Origin of the sequence: Variovorax robiniae, from assembly GCF_037889955.1 — a bacterium.
GTDB lineage: Bacteria > Pseudomonadota > Gammaproteobacteria > Burkholderiales > Burkholderiaceae_C > Variovorax > Variovorax robiniae.
Window position 1 is genome coordinate 529327 of sequence record NZ_JBBKZS010000003.1, and the last position, 14003, is coordinate 543329.

General features: G+C 67.8%; 11 protein-coding genes. 5 read left to right on the plus strand and 6 right to left on the minus strand.

The annotated features are described in order from the left end of the window. Position 1 precedes the first annotated feature (1 nt). Together WKW79_RS10710 and WKW79_RS10715 are read right to left on the minus strand one after the other, a co-directional pair. Positions 2–1663: an L-lactate permease gene (locus WKW79_RS10710; protein WP_340335114.1), complete on the minus strand. Its 1662-nt coding sequence runs from the start codon at positions 1661–1663 to the stop codon at positions 2–4. 180 nt (positions 1664–1843) lie between these two features. Continuing rightward, positions 1844–2740, minus strand: a complete 897-nt coding sequence (locus tag WKW79_RS10715; protein WP_340335115.1) for a LysR substrate-binding domain-containing protein — start codon at positions 2738–2740, stop codon at positions 1844–1846. Positions 2741–2864: 124 nt separating this feature from the next. Between WKW79_RS10715 and purU the strand changes: the two genes are divergently transcribed. The 4 genes from purU (at position 2865) to WKW79_RS10735 (ending at position 6126) form a co-directional block, all read left to right on the plus strand. Then, a complete protein-coding gene (purU, locus tag WKW79_RS10720; protein ID WP_340335116.1) occupies positions 2865–3713 on the plus strand; it encodes a formyltetrahydrofolate deformylase in 849 nt (282 codons plus the stop codon). A gap of 84 nt (positions 3714–3797) precedes the next feature. Beyond that, positions 3798–4886, plus strand: a complete 1089-nt coding sequence (locus WKW79_RS10725; protein WP_340335117.1) for a hypothetical protein — start codon at positions 3798–3800, stop codon at positions 4884–4886. A 160-nt stretch (positions 4887–5046) separates the two neighbouring features. Beyond that, positions 5047–5400, plus strand: a complete 354-nt coding sequence (locus WKW79_RS10730; RefSeq protein WP_340335118.1) for a CidA/LrgA family protein — start codon at positions 5047–5049, stop codon at positions 5398–5400. Further along, positions 5401–6126 (plus strand): LrgB family protein, encoded by a 726-nt coding sequence (locus tag WKW79_RS10735; protein ID WP_340335119.1) that lies wholly within the window; start codon positions 5401–5403, stop codon positions 6124–6126. Between the two features lie 267 nt (positions 6127–6393). Here the strand turns inward: WKW79_RS10735 and WKW79_RS10740 are convergent, their stop codons facing one another. The 4 genes from WKW79_RS10740 to WKW79_RS10755 all read right to left on the minus strand — a co-directional run bounded on the left by WKW79_RS10740 (position 6394) and on the right by WKW79_RS10755 (position 13246). Next, positions 6394–6765 carry a YXWGXW repeat-containing protein gene (locus tag WKW79_RS10740; RefSeq protein ID WP_340335120.1) on the minus strand — a complete coding sequence of 124 codons (372 nt, stop codon included), beginning with the start codon at positions 6763–6765 and terminating at the stop codon, positions 6394–6396. A gap of 118 nt (positions 6766–6883) precedes the next feature. Beyond that, positions 6884–8167 (minus strand): SGNH/GDSL hydrolase family protein, encoded by a 1284-nt coding sequence (locus WKW79_RS10745; protein ID WP_340335121.1) that lies wholly within the window; start codon positions 8165–8167, stop codon positions 6884–6886. Positions 8168–8301: 134 nt separating this feature from the next. Then, the gene (locus WKW79_RS10750; RefSeq protein ID WP_340335122.1) at positions 8302–11613 is read right to left on the minus strand and encodes a carboxyl transferase domain-containing protein; all 3312 of its coding nucleotides are present in this window, start codon (positions 11611–11613) and stop codon (positions 8302–8304) included. Between the two features lie 7 nt (positions 11614–11620). Continuing rightward, positions 11621–13246 carry an AMP-binding protein gene (locus WKW79_RS10755; protein ID WP_340335123.1) on the minus strand — a complete coding sequence of 542 codons (1626 nt, stop codon included), beginning with the start codon at positions 13244–13246 and terminating at the stop codon, positions 11621–11623. 64 nt (positions 13247–13310) lie between these two features. Between WKW79_RS10755 and WKW79_RS10760 the strand changes: the two genes are divergently transcribed. Next, positions 13311–13982, plus strand: a complete 672-nt coding sequence (locus WKW79_RS10760) for a TetR/AcrR family transcriptional regulator (RefSeq protein ID WP_340335124.1) — start codon at positions 13311–13313, stop codon at positions 13980–13982. Positions 13983–14003 lie beyond the last annotated feature (21 nt).

Here is a 14003-nt window from a genome sequence, read left to right on the forward strand (position 1 = left end):
ATCAGTGAACCACCATCAAGGTGAACGGCCACACATAGGCCTGCATCGTCACGTACAGCCCCACCAGCGCGGCCAGCGCGATCGAGTGGAAGAACACGTAGCGCAGGATGTCGCCCTCATGGTCGAACCAGCGCGTCGCAGTCGAGGCCACCACGATCGACTGCGCATCGATCATCTTGCCCATCACCCCGCCCGAACTGTTGGCCGCACCCATCAGGTTCGGGCTCAGGCCGAGTTGCTCCGCCGCCACCTTCTGCATGCCGCCGAACAAGACGTTCGATGCGGTGTCGGAGCCCGTCATCGCCACGCCGATCCAGCCCATCAGCGTGCCGAAGAACGGGTAGAACGCACCGGTGTTCGCAAAGGCCAGCCCCAGCGTGGTGTCCGTGCCCGAGAAGCGCGTCAACGTGCCCAGCGCCAGCATCAGCACGATCGTCAGCAGCGAATAGCGCACCAGCCAGAGCGTGCGGAAGAAGGTGCGCACGATCTCCACCGGGTTGTACTTCATGAACAGCGCGCTCACGATGGCCGACAGCAGGATGCCCGTGCCCGTGGCCGACAGCAGGTTGAGCACGTAGACGGCCGACTCCTTGTGCGGCGTGGGCACCACCGGCGGCATCTTGTCGATCATGTTGTGCAGCCCGGCCATCGGGAAGGACGGAGCGAAGATGCCGTTGAGCGCGGCCTTCACCGGCGGCAGGCCCCAGACGAAGACGAACACCGAGAGGATCAGCCAGGGTGTCCAGGCCCGAACCAGCTCCGCGCGCGGATGCACCACGATCGGCGCAGGCGGCTTGGCCTCATGCGCGCTCACGTCCTTGCCGCGCAGGGACGGCGAGTGCCAGATCTTCTTCGGCTGCCAGACGCGCAGGAATAGCACCAGGCTGACCATCGAGACGATGGCCGCGATGATGTCCACGAGTTCCGGGCCGATGAAGTTGGAGACCAGGTACTGCGGGATGGCAAACGACAGGCCCGTCACCAGGATCGCCGGCCAGATCTCCATCATGGCCTTGCGCCCGGCGAAGGCCCAGATCAGCCAGAAGGGCACCAGCAGCGAGAAGAAGGGCAACTGGCGGCCGATCATCGCGGTGACTTCCATGAGGTCGTAGCCGTGCACCTTGGCCAGCGTGATGACCGGGGTGCCCAACGCGCCGAAGGCGACCGGCGCGGTGTTGGCGATGAGCGAGAGGCCGGAGGCGGCCAGCGGCGAGAAGCCCAGGCCGATCAGGATGCCCGCGGTCACCGCCACCGGCGTCCCGAAACCCGCTGCACCCTCGAAGAACGCGCCGAAGCAGAAGGCGATCAGCAGCAGCTGGATGCGCCGGTCCTCGGTGATGCCGGAGAGCGAATCCTGCAGCACCTTGAAGCTGCCGTTCTGCTCGGCCAGTTGCTGCAGGAAGATGATGTTGAGCACGATCCAGCCGATGGGCAGCAGGCCGGTGAAGCCGCCGAAGAGCGCCGCACGGCCAGCCATGTCGGCAGGCATGCCGTAGGCGAACACGGCCACCAGCAGCGCGGCCAGCAGGCCCAGGCCCGCGGCGATGTGCGCCTTGATGTGGAAGAAACCCAGGCAGGCCAGCATCACCACCACCGGAATCGCGGCCAGCGCGGTGGAAATGATCATGTTGCCGAACGGGTCGTAGATCTGCTGCCAGGTCATGGGGGGGTGTCTCCTCGAAGGTTCTTCTGTGGGGTCCCACGCGCCGGAGCGCCGGGCGGGGGCGATCCGCCACTGTAGAAATGCAGCGCACATCACCGCGTGAAAAGCGCAGCCCGCCGGCGTGAAAACTTTTCAATCGGCTTGCCGAAGCGCGCCCATGCGGCTCAGCGCACGCGGGGACTATTCCCGCAATGCCGCGCGCAGCCAGTCGACGAAAGCCGCGCACTCCCAGCGCTGCAAGGTGCCCGGCTTCCAGCAGAGAAAGTAGTCGTGCGGCGAGCGCACGCTGTTGCGTGACAGGCGCACCAGCCGGCCGCTGTCGAGCCAGGCCTGACCCAATCGCAGGCGCAGCAGCACTACGCCAAAGCCGGCCACTGCCGCATCCAGGGCCAGGCCCAGGTCGTTGAACTGCGCACCGGCACTGGGCTCCGCCTGCGTGATGCCGCAGGCCTTGAACCAGGTGCGCCAAGGCTCCAGCGGCGAGCGGATCAGGCGCGCCCGGGCGATCGAAGCGGCGGTGTCGAAGCCGTCAAAGGGGCCGGCCTCGTTCAGGTAGTCGGGGCTGCACGCCGGGCACACCTCGTCGGACAGCAGGTGCATCGACTCACGATCCGCGAAGGGGCCGCTGCCGAAGCGCAGCTCGATGTCCGCCTCCTCCGCCGTCACGTTCTGCACCGGGATGGCCACTTGCAGCGTCAACTCGATTTCGGGGTACGCGTGGCGGAACAGCGCCAGCCGGGGCAGCAGCAACTGGCGCGAGAAGGTCGGCGTGACCGCCACGCGCAGGCGGGTGACCGGCGCCCGGCCCGCATCGGCCCGACCCGGCACCTGCTGCAACGCGGCCAGCGCCTCGCGCACCCGCGCCAGATAGGCCGCGCCATCCGTGCTCAGGCCGAAGTCGTTGCGCGCAAAGAGCTTGAGCGCGAGTTGCGATTCCAGTTGCTTGATGCGGTGGCTGACCGCGCTGGGCGTGACGGCCAGTTCCTCGGCCGCCAGCGTCACGCTGCGCAGGCGCGCCACCGCCTCGAAAGCCAACAGGCCCTGGATGGGCGGAATGCGGGGCGGTGCGCTGCTCATGTTGTGGCTGACATTGTGCAGGCGCGCGCCGGCGCCCGTTGCAGGCGCTCATGAATTCGGACAACCGGACGCAAAGGCCGCCCGGCCACAGCGCCAAGCCTCCCCTGCGACAATCGCCCGCTCCATGAATTCCGCCTACATCCTCACCCTCTCCTGCCCCGACCGCACGGGCATCGTGCATGCCGTCTCGGGTTTCCTGCTGGAGCGCGGCGCCAACATCGAGGAGGCCGCGCAGTACAACGACCACGACACCGGCCTGTTCTTCATGCGCGTGCGCTTCGCCTGCGAGACGCATGACGAGGCCACGCTGTGCGCGCAGATCGGCGTGCTGGCGACAAGCTTTGGCATGAATTGGCAGTTGCACGCCGCCGCCGTACCGATGAAGACGGTGATCCTGGTCAGCAAGGACGGCCACTGCCTCAACGACCTGCTGTTCCGCTGGAAGAGCGGCCACCTGCACATCGACATCCGCGCCATCGTCTCGAACCACCGCGACTTCTACCAGCTGGCCGCGAGCTACAACGTGCCCTTCCACCACATCCCGGTGACAGCCGCGACCAAGGCGCAGGGCGAAGCGAAGCAGTACGAGATCATCGAATCCGAAGGCGCCGAGCTGGTGGTGCTGGCCCGCTACATGCAGATCCTCAGCAACGACCTGTGCCAGAAGCTGGCCGGCCGCGCGATCAACATCCACCACTCCTTCCTGCCCAGCTTCAAGGGCGCCAAGCCTTATTACCAGGCGCACGACCGCGGCGTGAAGCTGATCGGCGCGACCGCCCACTATGTGACCGCCGACCTGGATGAAGGCCCGATCATCGAGCAGGACGTGGCCCGCGCCGACCACACCGACACGGTGGAAGACCTGACCGCCCGTGGCCGCGATACCGAAAGCCAAGTGCTGGCGCGTGCGGTGAAGTGGCACAGCGAGCATCGGGTGCTGCTGAACGGGCACCGGACCGTCGTGTTCCGCTGAGCGAAGCGCCGCGCCCCGCCACGCTGGCGGCGATTTGTATCTTTGCGTAACATCGCGCCTCCATTCTTTCCTGGAGAAGGCGCAATGCGACGTAGGGCAATGTGGCTGCTGGTGTCCGCCTGGACGCTGTTTCTCGTGGGCTGCGGTGCCACTGGCCCGCGCTATTCCGAAGTCGAAGGCAGCCTGCCCTCCCTCGGCGACAACCAGGGCCGCATCGTGTTCCTGCGCGACTCCGGCTTTGGCGGGGCGGTCCAGCCCGAGGTGCGCCTCGACGGCCAGGTGGTCGGCAAGTCGCAACCCAACAGCTTCTTTTTCGTGGACCGGCCGGCCGGAACCTGGCGCGCGAGTGCCAGCACCGAGACCGAAACCAGCATCAGCGTGCCGGTGAAGGCCAAGGCGTCTTCGTATGTGCTGATGGGGGTGGATATGGGCCTGCTGGTGGGACGTCCCTCGTTCCAGGTGCTTGGCGAGTCCGAAGGGAAGACACGGGTGCGCTCGCTCGCCTACGGCGGCGCGGTGCCGGTGGCGCCCGGCAGCGCCGCCGCAGTTGCTGTGGCACCGGCACGCCCTGCCCCCTCCGCGCCGGCATCCGCGGTATCGCCTTCGCCACCGAAGGCGACGCCACCCGGCCTGCAGGTCGTGGAATACACGCTGCGCGACAGCTACAGCCTGCGCGAGCGCAGGGTGGTCTACCGCGTCGACGAATCGACGCCCGAGCGGCGCAGCTTCAACAACGGCGGCTGGGTCGAGAAGCCCGATGGCGAGGTCATCAGCGTCGACGCGCCGATCGCTGGCGAGTTCGACCTCGCGATGCCGCCGGGTGGCTGGATTCGCGGCGACCTGGCCGATGGCTCGGGCTGGTCCGCCGACTACCGGGTCGAACGCAGCGGCCTCCTGATCAAGATGGACCTCCAGGCCAGCGTCGTCGAGCGATCCAGGATGACCGTCGCCGGACGTGAACTGCAGGTGGTGCAGGTCGACTATCGCGGCTTCACGCAACGCATCCCGAGCGGCGGCAACATCGGCGCCGCGCAGCCCGGCAGGTTCCGCGCCAGCGTGTGGTGGTCGCCGGAGCTGGCGCGCGTGGTGCGCTTCGAGGCCAGGAGCCAGGGCGGTAGCGGCGGCAATGCGTTTCGGGTGGACGAACGGCTGGAACTCGCGGCATTGCGCTGATGCCGCGCAGGTGTCGCGGCGTTGACGTAGAGTCTTTCGCCATGAACGCACCCGCCACCTCGCTGCGGCCATCGCAGCGGAAGAGATCGAGATGCCGGCAAGGCACGCACATGTCTCGTGCCAGCGCCGTCAGGGCGTTGACCGACCGGGCCGCATCCGAATGAACGGCCTGCGCGGCCTGGCCTGGTTGCTGGTGTTCCAGTCGATCGGCGAGGCGCTGTCGCGCGGCCTCTCGCTGCCCTTGCCGGGACCGGTGCTCGGAATGATGCTGATGCTGGTGGGTCTTCGCTTCGAGCGGGTGCGCGGGCCGGTCGGCGAATGCGCGACTTTCCTTTTGCAGCACCTGTCGCTGCTGTTCATCCCGGTGGGCGTGGGCGTGATGACGCATCTCGCGCTGGTGAGCCAGTACGGCGGGCGCATGCTGTTCGTCATCGCAATCTCGACATGGATCGGCCTGGGCGTGACGGCGCTGGTGCTGTACTGGCCGGATCGCCGGAAGAAGGCGGAGGGCTGAATGCCGCGCTTCGTCGAGCTCTGGATCTATCTCTCGGCGACGCCGCTGTTCGGCCTGACCGCGACGCTGGTGGTCTACCTGCTGGCGCAGGCAGCGTACAACCGGCTCGGCGCCGCGCCTTGGGCCAATCCGGTGCTGTGGTCGGTGCTGGCGATTGCCGGCGTGCTGCTGGCCACGGGCGTCGACTATCCGACCTACTTCGCCGGGGCGCAGTTCATTCACTTCCTGCTGGGGCCTGCGGTGGTGGCGCTGGCCTGGCCCTTGTGGCTGCGGCGGGCCGAATTGCGGGCGCGCTATGGGCGATTGCTGATGGCCGCCTTGCTCGGCGGCATCGCGGCCAGCGGATCGGCCATTGCGCTGGGATGGGCGGTCGGACTTCCGCATGACGTGGTGCTGTCGCTCGCGCCCAAGTCGGTGACGGCGCCGGTGGCCATGGGCATCTCCGAGAAGATCGGCGGCATTCCCGCGCTGTCGGCCGTGTTCGCGGTGCTGACCGGGATGGTCGGTGCGCTGACGGGCAAGTACCTGTTCGACCTGCTGCGCATCGCGACCGACTCCACCGGCATGTCGGCGCGCGGCTTCGCGCTGGGGACCGCGGCGCATGGCATCGGTGCGGCGCGTGCTTTGCATGTGAACGCGGACGCCGGCGCCTATGCGGGGCTGGCGCTGGGAATGCAGGTGGTACTGGCCGCGCTGCTGATGCCGCTGGCGTTTCGGTTGTTGTAGCGCACAGCAAGACGCCCGCCATTTCCAGGCGGGCGTCCAGTGTCACACGGGGGTGCTCCCGTATCAGATTTTCATCGCGCTATCGCATGACCCGCGAACTTCGTGGGCACCCGCGGAACCGGCTTTGCCGGGCCGCTGGGTGCGCCCCCTTGAGGGGCTGAGGGCCGCGGCTCCAAGCCTGCCTGCGCAGGCTTGGACGGTCCCGCAAGAGCAGCCGCCTCTGGTGGCCGCCCCGGCGCCGCAGGCGCTTCGGGGGTGGGCTTCATTTCAGCTGCGGTTCGGATTGTCCGGACGGCGGTCGTGCTGGTTGGGAACGCCGTCATGGTCACGGTCCCACGAGCCGCTGCGATAGACGTAGCGGCCACCTTGCTCACGCCATTCCGGTGCGTGGTACGCATAGCCCGGGCGTGCGCGAACCCAGGTGCCGTTGGTCCATGCGTAGCGGCCGTGGCGTGCTTCCCAATGGCCCGGCGCCCAGACATAGCCCTTGCGCGGCGGCGGCACGTGTTCCACGCGCGGCGGCGGTGGCGGTTGGCCGATCTGCACGCTGATGCCCTGGGCCTGCGCGGCCGTCGGGATGATGAAAGCGCCAGCGCTCAGCATGGTGGCAACAGCGGTGGCGAGAATGATCTTTTTCATGGGGTACTCCTCATGAGTTGCAGGAGCCTTCATGGTGCAGTCGCCCTGTAAACGCACTGTCAGCCATCTACCGGCACGCACGTAAAGGGTCGCCACCGGCAGTTACAGGACTGTGCCCCTACTGCAACAGCGCGCGTGCATCGATCGCGGCCGCCATGGCCGCATTGCCTGCTTCGCCAGGGTGCAGGTGGTCACCGCTGTCGTACAGGGGGTTGAGCGCCTGCGGATCATCCGGGTCGCGCAATGCGGCATCGAAGTCCACCACCGCCGCAACGGCATGCTGGCCGCGGATCCATCGGTTGACGGCCTGCCGGATCGCTTCGTTCTGCTCACTCCAGTAGCCGCTGCCTTTCACGGGCAGCAAGGTGCCGAGCATCACCTTCACGCCGCGTGCGCGGGCCATGTCGAGCAGGCGTTGAAGCCCCGCGATCAGGCGCTCGGAGTTCACCGTGCGGGTGGTGGAAGGCAGACCGCTGCCCGGTGCGCCGATGAAGGTCTCGAAGCCGATGTCGTTGATGCCCAGGAGGATGATGGCCTGGGTCACGCCGCTCTGGGCGAGCACGTCGCGCGTGAAGCGGTCGATGCCCGACGGGCCGATGCCCTCGCTGAGCAAGCGGTTGCCTGCGATGCCGGCATTGAGCACCGACACCACGGGAGCGCCCGGCGTGCCGTCGCGCAGGCGCTCGGCCAGCCGGTCGGGGTAGCGGCCCAGCACGGGCACGAAAGCATTGACGCCTTCGGTGATCGAATCACCGAAGGCGACCACGACGCGCGCCGGTCCGCGGCTCATTACGTCGAGCCCGGTCACGATGTGGTTCCAGTCCGAGGGCACGGCAGCGGGAAGCGTCGAATCGCCCACCACGTTGCCGGGCGCGACCCAGCTCGCGCCGGCGGGCATGCGGTGCACCGTGCCGAAGGGCGTGCGCTCGTCGAGGTAGAAACTGACCGACATGGCTTGTCCGGCGCGTACCGCCACCGGGACCGCGTCGCTCCAGGCGTCGGCGCCGGGGGCGATGGTGATGTCGCGACGCCCGCCGAACAGCAGCGGCTGCAGGGAAGCGGGCGAGATGGCGCTGCCGCCGGTACCCAGTGCGATGGTGGCTTCGGCCAGGTGCAGCGGAACGGCGCCGAAGCGGTTGGAGAAGCGCACACGCGCCTGCTCGCCGCTGATGGTGGGGAACACGCACTCGCGCACGGTCTGCGCGCGAAACGAGGGCGCGGGTGCAGGCTGCGCCCCATTCGCGACCGGAAACACCGGCATGCCCTGTGACGCAGCGGCCCAGCTGGCGATCCAGCGCGGCGCATCGAAACGAGGCTGCGCCATCGCCGGCGAACAAAGGATCGCCAGTGATGCGAAGGCGGCCAACGCGGGACGCAGCAGGCAGTCGAGCCAGGATGTCATGCGACTTTCTAGGCGGCGGAAACGATGCAGTTTATGGCCTGTTCATCGGGGCCTGTCCCACGCGATTCCGGCATTGCGACGACCTGTCCGCTCTCTTGGACCGCGGCGCGAAACGCACGCCACGGTCCGCCGCGCTACCAGGTGTCGACGTAGGCCACGGCCGGCTCCGGCGTGCGCGATGCCGAAGCCAGCCCGCGCACCAGCCAGGCCCGCGTCTCGGCCGGGTCGATCACCGCATCGATCTCCAGCGTCTGCGCCATGTTGATCGCCTCGCCATTCGCATATTGCTGGTCCACCAGCTTCTTGAACAAGGCATCGCGCTCGGCGCCTTCGGCCACCGCTTCGAGCTCCTTGCGGAAGCCCAGGCGCACCGCGCCCTCCAGCCCCATCGCGCCGAACTCGCCGGTGGGCCAGGCCACGGTGAACACCGGCGCATCGAAGCCGCCCGCCGCCATCGCCTGCGCGCCGAGGCCGTAGCCCTTGCGCAGCACCACGCAGAAGTACGGCACGCGCAGGTGCGCGGCGACCATGAACATGCGGCAGACGTGGCGCACCTGTGCCTGCGCCTCGATCTCCGGGCCGACCATGAAGCCCGGCGTGTCGCACAGCGAGACGATCGGCAGGCCATGTGCATTGCACAACTGCATGAAGCGCGCGGCCTTGTCGGCGGCATCGACGTCGATCGCGCCGCCGAGGTGATGCGGGTTGTTGGCGATGAGGCCGATGGGCTTGCCCTCGATGCGCGCCAGCGCGGTGAGGATGCCCGCGCCGAAGCTCGCGCGCAGTTCCAGCAGCGAACCGCTGTCGACGATGCCGCGCATCGCAGCGCGCACGTCGTAGACGCGCAGGCGGTTCTCGGGGATCGCATGGCGCAGGGTGCGCTGGTCGGCGCAGTGCCAGTCGGCGGTCGCGCCCTGGAAGTACGAGATGTACTGCTTCGCGACCGCGACCGCTTCCGCCTCATCCTGCACCAGTACATCGATCACGCCGTTCTTCGACTGCACGCCGCTCGGGCCGATCTGCTCGGGCGCGAAGGTGCCGAGCCCGCCACCCTCGATCATCGCGGGGCCGCTCATGCCGATGTTGCTGCCGCGCGTGGCGATGATGACGTCGCTGCAACCCAGCAGCGCCGCATTGCCCGCGAAGCAGCGGCCGTGCACGATGCCGACCACCGGCACCTTGCCCGACAGCGCCGCGAACTGGCTGAAGGTGTGGTTGTTCAGGCCGGCGACGATGGGCATGTCGGTGTCGCCAGGCCGGCCACCGCCGCCTTCGGCGAACAGCACGACGGGCAGCTTGAGTTGGTGCGCAATGCCGAGCAGGCGATCGGTCTTGGCATGGTTGCGCATGCCCTGCGTGCCCGCCAGCACGGTGTAGTCGTAGGCCAGCACGGCGCAGCGTGATTTCTCGGGGCCGAACTGCTTCGCATTGATGCTGCCGACGCCGGTGACCATGCCGTCGGCCGGCGTGTTGGCAATGAGGTCGTCGAGCTTGCGGCGGCGCGTCTGCGCGGCGATGGCGAGGGCGCCGTATTCGAGGAAGTTGCCGGGGTCGGAGTCCAGGTCGCAGAGGTCGGCGATGTTGGCGCGGGCCGTGCGGCCGCCTTGGGCGTGCCGCTTGTCGACGGCCGCCTTGCGGTTGATGTCGAGCGTGGGGGCGTGGCGGTCGATGACCTTCTGCAGGTCGGGGCGGATCAGCGACAGGTCGTGCGCGGCCTGCGCCTCGGCCTCGACAGATTGGGCGTCGACGGCTTCGAGTTGCACCAGCGGCTGGCCTTCGACCAGGTAGTCGCCCGGTGCGGCAAGCAGCGCGACGACGCGGCCGGCCTGCGGGGCGTTGAGCAGGTGCTCCATCTTCATGGCTTCGAGCACGCCGAGTTGCGCACCGGCGGGCAGCACGTCGCCGACGGCAACTTCGAACTGGACGAGTTTCGCGGCCATGGGGGCGCGGACGACCAGCGCATCATCGGTGTCGTCGAATTCGATGACGGGCTTCACGGCCGTCGCATGGACGGGTGCGGCCGACTTCTGCATTGCCGCATCGAGTTGGGCAGCGCTGGACAACAGTTCCGCGAGGTGCTGTTCGACGAAGCGCGTGTGCACACGTTGCGACGCGAACTCGGGGCGTGCCGCAATGGCGCGCAGCAACGAGAGGTTGGTCGCGATGCCCTCGACGCGACACTCTTCCAGAGCGCGCAAGGAGCGGCGCAGCGCGTCCGCGAAATTCCTGGTCGAAGACTGCACGATGAGCTTGGCCAGCAGCGTGTCGTAGTGCGGCGATGGCGCGAGGCCCGCATAGCCGTGGCTGTCGACGCGCACGCCCGGCCCTTCGGCCAAGTCGAAGCGCGAAAGCGTGCCGCTCGCGGGCCGCGCGTTGCCTTGCGCATCGAGCGTCTCCGCGTTGATGCGCCATTGCACCGCGAAGCCGCGCTGAGGCGCCGTGCGATCGGCCTCGATGCCGAGTGCATCCAGGCGCTGGCCTGCGGCCACCGCGATCTGCAGTTGCACGAGGTCCAGCCCCGTCACGGCTTCCGTCACCGTGTGCTCGACCTGCAGGCGCGGATTGGCTTCGATGAAGACCCAAGGCAAGGAGGTGGCCTGCTCGTCGACGAGGAACTCCCACGTGCCCAAGCCGCGATAGCCCACCGCCTTGGCCATGCGCAACGCGGCAGCAGTGACCTCGGCGCGAATCGATTCGGGCAACGAAGGGCTTGGCGCAATCTCGACCAGTTTCTGGAAGCGCCGCTGCAACGTGCATTCGCGCTCGCCGAGGCTGGCCACTGTTTGGCCATCGCCCAGCACCTGCACTTCGATATGCCGCGCATGAAGCATCAGGCGCTCCACGTAGACGCCATCGACACCAAAGGCCGCCTTCGCTTCAGAGACGCAACGCGCGTGCGCTTCGGCCAGGTCTTCGGCACGCAACACCGCGCGCATGCCGCGACCGCCGCCACCGCCGATGGCCTTGACCATCACGCCTGCTTGCGACCCATCCGCCACCTGCGCCGCAAAGAAGGCCTGCGCCTGCGCCAGCGTCACCGCGCCTGTGCTGCCCGGCATCACCGGCACATCGCATTGCGCGGCCAATTCGCGTGCACGCGCCTTGTCGCCGAACAAGGCCAACTGCTCCGGCGTCGGTCCGACGAACACCAGCCCCGCGTCCGCGCAGGCCTGCGCGAAATCCGCACGCTCGCTGAGGAAGCCGTAGCCCGGATGCACTGCATCGCAGCCTTCGGCCCGCGCGACCGCAATGAGCGCGCCGATGTCGAGGTAGGCCGAAGGCCCGGTCGCATCCAGCGCCACCGCCTTGTCTGCCAGACGCACATGCAGCGCCTGCGCATCGTCCTTCGCGAACACGGCCACGCTGGCAATGTCGAGGTCACGCAAGGCGCGCACCAGCCGCACCGCGATCTCGCCGCGGTTGGCCACCAGAATCTTTTGGAACATCGGAACCCTATTGGTCTTTGAGCAAACGGCGCAGCACCTTGCCCGCGCCGGTGGTCGGCAATGCGTCGATGAAGCGCACGCTGCGCGGCGCCTTGTAGCTGGCCATGTTGTCGCGCGACCAGGCGATCAGCGCCTCCGCCTCGACATCCGCGCCGGCCTTCTTCACGATGAAGGCCTTCACGACCTCGCCCTTCTCCGCATCGGGCTGCGCAATCACCGCGGCCTGCGCCACGGCGGGATGCTTGATGAGGATGGTCTCCACCTCCTCCGGGAACACGCTGTAGCCGGAGACCTTGATCATCTCCTTGAAGCGGCCGATGAAGGTGAGGTAGCCCTCCGCATCGATCTTGCCCATGTCGCCGGTGTGCACCCAGCCGTTGCGCAAGGTGGCGGCGGTCGCCTCGGGCTTGTTCCAGTAGCCCTTGAAGGAGCCGGCGCTGGTGAGGATGATCTCGCCGATCTCGCCCGTGGGCCGGTCTTCGCCGGTGTCGGTGTCGATGATGCGGATGGTCACGCCCGGTGCCGGGATGCCCTGCGTGCCCCAGCGCGGCGCATGGTGCGGGGTGTAGGTGTCGCAGGTGTGGGTTTCGCTGAGCCCATAGGCGGCTTCGAAGGAACTCGCGTTCTTCGCGAAGCCTTTCCACTGGTTGGCCAGGCCTTCCGTGAAGGTGATGCCGAAGCTGGTCACCGGGTTCATGCGCAAGCTCGACAGGTCGAAGGACGCGATGTCGGGCAACTGCATGACGGCCACGTTCATCGGCGCGATGCTGTACCACCAGGTGCACCTGTACTTGTCGATCGCCTGCGGCACCGCATGCGCGTCGAAGCGATGCAGCAACACCGAGGTGGCGCCGGTGAGCACCGGAATGTTGACGCCCATCAGCATGCCGGCAATGTGATACAGCGGCGCGATGGACAGCAGCACGTCGTCTGCGCTCACGCCATTGCAATCGGCCGCCGTCGCCGTCTTGAACAGCGCATTGCCGTAGCTCAGCATCGCGCCCTTGGGCAGGCCGGTGGTGCCGGAGGTGTAGGTCATCAAGGCCACGTCGTCGAGGTCGAAGGCCACGGGCTGCGGCTTCGCGTCGGTGTGCATCACGGCCCAGAAATCCTCGCAGCCGGTCGGCACCTCGCGCGGCGCCTTTTGTGCGGCGGCCAGTTCCGCGGGCAGGTCGATGGTGGCCGTGGCGGGCAGCCAGTCGGCGTAGTGCACCGTGAACACATGTTCCAGCGCGCTCTGCGGCCGCACCTTCTCGACCACCGGCAGCAGCGAGGACGCGGCCACGATCACGCGCGCCTTCAGGTCACCGACCTGGTAGGCCAGTTCATGTTCCTTGTTGAGCGGACCGCTCGGGCAGACGATGGCGCCGATCTTCTGGATGCCGAAGTGCGCGACCAGGTATTGCGGGCAGTTGTTGAGGAAGAGCACCACTGGCTCGCCCTTCTTCACGCCCAGCGCTTGCAGGCGTGCGGCGAAGGCATCGCTGGCGCGGTCGAGTTCGGCGAAGCTGATGGCGCTGCCGTACCAGATGCATGCGGGATGGTCGCCGCGCTCCCGCGCATGTGCGCGCAGGAACTCGTGCAGGGGCTGCTGTGCACGCACGGGGGCGTTGGCTTTTGTTGTTGTCTCCATGGCGTCTCTTTCTGAGGGTTATCGATAGCCGCTTCAGCCGCATCGTGCCCGAACAATCCTACCGATGGGTATAACTTCGGCGACACCGCACAAACCCGCGCGAGCTTCCAACGACGCGCGCCTGCCGCGCGGCAATGGCAGGCAGCGCGCCGTCACGGCCGCCACCGACATGCAGCGCGAGCGCATCCTGCAGGTGGCGACGCAGCTCTTCGCGAAGCAGGGCTATGCCAACACCACGATGGCGCAACTGGTGCGCGCGCTGGGCGTGACCAAGCCCTTCGTGTACTACTACTTCCGCGACAAGCAGGAGATCTTCGAGGCGCTGTCCTGGCCGCCCGCGGTGGAGTGCCTGACCTCGATGGACTTCGCGCCGGACGACACGCGGCCCGCGCGCGACAAGGTGCTGGAAGGCATCGAACGGCTGATCCGCGCGACGGTGGCGCATCATCCCGCGGCCTTCTTTCCGTACCGCGATCCGCAGGCCTACCGCCCGGAATACCGCGCCGCGCAGGCCAAGCTGGCACACCACTTCTACGACCAGTTGTGTCCGCTGCTGGAACAGGCGCGGCGCGATGGCGACCTCGACTTCGACGACACGCGCATCACCGCCCTGGCCGCCTGCAGCCTGCCGGGCTTCCTCTACAGCTGGTATCGCCCTGACGGCCGGCTGTCGCCCGACGAAGTGGTGGCCGCGCTGAACAAGCTGGCCTTGCGTGTTCTTGGCCTCAAGAGCTGAAGCACATCGGCACGCCCGCAT

Excerpts from the sequence above, each read along its gene's own strand:
- WKW79_RS10710 (WP_340335114.1), bottom strand. The coding sequence starts at position 1,663 with ATGACCTGGCAGCAGATCTACGACCCGTTCGGCAACATGATCATTTCC.
- WKW79_RS10715 (WP_340335115.1), bottom strand. The coding sequence starts at position 2,740 with ATGAGCAGCGCACCGCCCCGCATTCCGCCCATCCAGGGCCTGTTGGCT.
- purU (WP_340335116.1), top strand. The coding sequence starts at position 2,865 with ATGAATTCCGCCTACATCCTCACCCTCTCCTGCCCCGACCGCACGGGC.
- WKW79_RS10725 (WP_340335117.1), top strand. The coding sequence starts at position 3,798 with ATGCGACGTAGGGCAATGTGGCTGCTGGTGTCCGCCTGGACGCTGTTT.
- WKW79_RS10730 (WP_340335118.1), top strand. The coding sequence starts at position 5,047 with ATGAACGGCCTGCGCGGCCTGGCCTGGTTGCTGGTGTTCCAGTCGATC.
- WKW79_RS10735 (WP_340335119.1), top strand. The coding sequence starts at position 5,401 with ATGCCGCGCTTCGTCGAGCTCTGGATCTATCTCTCGGCGACGCCGCTG.
- WKW79_RS10740 (WP_340335120.1), bottom strand. The coding sequence starts at position 6,765 with ATGAAAAAGATCATTCTCGCCACCGCTGTTGCCACCATGCTGAGCGCT.
- WKW79_RS10745 (WP_340335121.1), bottom strand. The coding sequence starts at position 8,167 with ATGACATCCTGGCTCGACTGCCTGCTGCGTCCCGCGTTGGCCGCCTTC.
- WKW79_RS10750 (WP_340335122.1), bottom strand. The coding sequence starts at position 11,613 with ATGTTCCAAAAGATTCTGGTGGCCAACCGCGGCGAGATCGCGGTGCGG.
- WKW79_RS10755 (WP_340335123.1), bottom strand. The coding sequence starts at position 13,246 with ATGGAGACAACAACAAAAGCCAACGCCCCCGTGCGTGCACAGCAGCCC.
- WKW79_RS10760 (WP_340335124.1), top strand. The coding sequence starts at position 13,311 with ATGGGTATAACTTCGGCGACACCGCACAAACCCGCGCGAGCTTCCAAC.